Origin of the sequence: Phenylobacterium sp. (genome assembly GCF_044372605.1) — a bacterium.
Taxonomy (GTDB): domain Bacteria; phylum Pseudomonadota; class Alphaproteobacteria; order Caulobacterales; family Caulobacteraceae; genus Phenylobacterium.
This window is the reverse complement of record NZ_JBILRO010000337.1, coordinates 1-2635: the sequence shown is the minus strand read 5'-3', so window position 1 is coordinate 2635 and position 2635 is coordinate 1. Positions and strand designations below refer to the sequence as shown.

Sequence of the window (2635 nt, the reverse complement as noted above, 5' to 3'; positions counted from 1 at the left end):
TATGCTTCGCCTGGTTTATTTCGGCTGGATTATCCTGTTGCTCGCGGCCTGCGCCACGACGGCCCCCGCGGCGACGGCGCCGCGACCGGTGACGGTGCTGATCTCTATCGACGGATTCCGGGCTGACTATCTGGACCGGGGCGTGACGCCGGTGCTCTCCGGCATGGCGGCTGACGGCGCGCGGGGATCAATGCGCCCGGCATTCCCCGTCAAGACGTTCCCCAACCACTACAGCCTGGTCACCGGTCTCTATCCAGATCAGCACGGCGTGGTTGACAATACGATGGAGGACCCCGCCATGCCGGGGGTCACTTTCCGGATGAGTAACACCACAGCGGTCCGTGACGGGCGCTGGTGGGATGGCGCTGAGCCAATCTGGGTTACGGCAGAGCGCGCGGGCATCAAAACCGGCACGATGTTCTGGCCCGGCTCCGAGGCGGAGATCCGGGGTATCCGTCCATCCTATGTGATGCCGTTCAATCAGGCGATGCCGTCGGCTGCCCGGGCGGATCAGGTTCTGGCCTGGCTGGATTTGCCGCTGGATCGGCGACCAGGCTTTGTCACGCTCTATTTCGACGTGGTCGACACGGCAGGCCACAATTTCGGGCCGGACGCACCCGAGACCAATGCAGCCCTGGTCGAGGTCGACGCCGCGCTGGGGCAGGTCATGGCCGGTCTCAAAGCCAGGGGGCAGGCTGCGAACGTGATTGTGGTGGCGGATCACGGCATGACGGCGGTTTCCCCGGACCGTCGTGCTTATCTGGACGATCTGATCGAGCGTTCAGCCTTTCGCGTGCTGTCCGGCGGTGCGTTCGTCGCGGTTGCGCCGGTTGCGGGACGAGAGGCTGAGGTGGCCCGCGCCATGGTGGGACGCCATCCTCATGCGACCTGTTGGGCCAGCCGGAACATGCCGACCCGGTTCAGATATGGCCGGAACCCGCGCGTGGCGCCGATCGTCTGCGTGCCCGAGTCCGGATGGACATTGAGCACGCGGGATTTCCGTCCGGCACAACCTGAGAAGGGCGCCCACGGTTTCGACCCGTCCGAGACCGATATGGCGGCGATCTTTGTGGCCAACGGTCCGGCGTTTCGTCAGGGCGTGAGTCTGGGCCGGTTCGAGATTGTAGATGTCTATCCGCTGTTGGCCCGGCTGGTCGGCGCGCCGGCACAGCCCAACGAGGGTCGTCTTCGGCGGCTCGGACCGGCGCTGGCGCCTTGATCTGATTTTGGGCGCCCTTGGGTTATGACCGCGGAACCCGAGATCGAAACCTTCATCGTCAGGTTCAATATCGCAGACGCCAACGGCGCACAGATCCGGGCGCTCGGCGGTCGGGGCGACTGACACGGTTGTGCCCATCCGGGATGTGTTTCAGAAGGGCTGCCGGGAGACAACATGACGGACGATCTATCATCTTCCACGACCCGCAAGCCCGGTCGCCAGGCGGGCTTCGGCTTCATCTTTGCGCTCGCCCTGATGAACTCCATCTCGTTCGGCATCATGATCCCGATCCTGCCCAATCTGGTGAAGCAGTTCACGGACGGGGATACGGCGGCGGCCTCGGAGTGGGGTGTGCTTTTTGGTGTCACCTGGGGGCTGATGCAGTTCATCTGCGGGCCTATCCTGGGTCTGATGTCCGACCGATGGGGGCGCCGGCCGGTGCTGCTGATCTCATTGTTCGGTCTGGCCGTGGACTTCCTGTTCATGGCCTTCGCGCCGGGCCTATGGTGGTTGTTCCTGGGGCGGATACTGAACGGCTTGACGGCCGCCAGCTTCTCGACCGCCAATGCCTACCTGGCCGATGTCACGGCGCCCGAGGACCGCGCCAAAACGTTCGGCTGGATGAGTTCAGCCTTCTCCTTCGGGTTCATCTTCGGTCCCGCCATTGGCGGGACGCTGGGAGAAATTGACCTGAGGGTTCCATTTCTGGCCGCTGCGGCGCTGACGTCCATCAACTGGCTCTACGGCTACTTCGTGCTGCCCGAAAGCCTGCCGCCGGAGCGGCGCGCCACCACCTTCAACTGGGCCAAGGCCAATCCCCTGGGGTCGCTGAAGCTGCTCAGGTCAAAGCCCGGGCTGCTGGGCCTGGCGGTAGTTGGCTTCCTGTTCCAGTTCTCCCACACGGTCCTGCCGTCGATCTTCGTCCTCTATGCAGGCTATCGCTATGGGTGGACAACCTCGACCCTAGGCTACACGTTCCTGGCGACGGGCATTGCGGGCTTGATCGTGCAGAGCCTGCTGATCGCGCCCGTCGTCAGACGGATCGGTGAGCGCAACGCCGTGCTCCTCGGAGCCGCCGCGGGCGTGTTGGGCTTCATCTGGTACGGCTGGGCGCCCACTGGGATGTTGTACCTGCTGGCCGTGCCGGTCTTTGCCTTCACAGGGTTCCTGATGCCCGGCCTCCAGGGTTTGATGACCCGCAGCGTGGCGCCCCACGAGCAGGGTCAGCTTCAGGGCGCCAACCAGAGTCTCATGGGGATCGCCTCGATCCTGGGGCCGTTGCTGTTCGGGACCGTCTTCGCCTGGTCAATCCGGAACGAGGCCTTCAACATGCCTGGCCTGGCGATCTTCCTGTCGGCGGGGTTGCTGGTACTGGCCTTCATACTTGCGCTGGTGATCGCCCGGAATGTGGCGCCT

General features: G+C 64.5%; 2 protein-coding genes. Both read left to right on the top strand.

Going from position 1 to position 2635, the window contains the following annotated elements:
* The first annotated feature begins 1 nt into the window (after position 1).
* The gene (locus tag ACIQ42_RS17850; protein ID WP_397423573.1) at positions 2 to 1219 is read left to right on the top strand and encodes an ectonucleotide pyrophosphatase/phosphodiesterase; all 1218 of its coding nucleotides are present in this window, start codon (positions 2 to 4) and stop codon (positions 1217 to 1219) included.
* A 174-nt stretch (positions 1220 to 1393) separates the two neighbouring features.
* Positions 1394 to 2635, top strand: a 1242-nt coding sequence (locus tag ACIQ42_RS17845; protein WP_397423572.1) for a TCR/Tet family MFS transporter, incomplete at its 3' end; no start/stop codon positions are given.

What these genes read in the sequence shown, in the direction of transcription:
- ACIQ42_RS17850 (WP_397423573.1), top strand. Translation starts at nt 2, where the DNA reads ATGCTTCGCCTGGTTTATTTCGGCTGGATTATCCTGTTGCTCGCGGCC.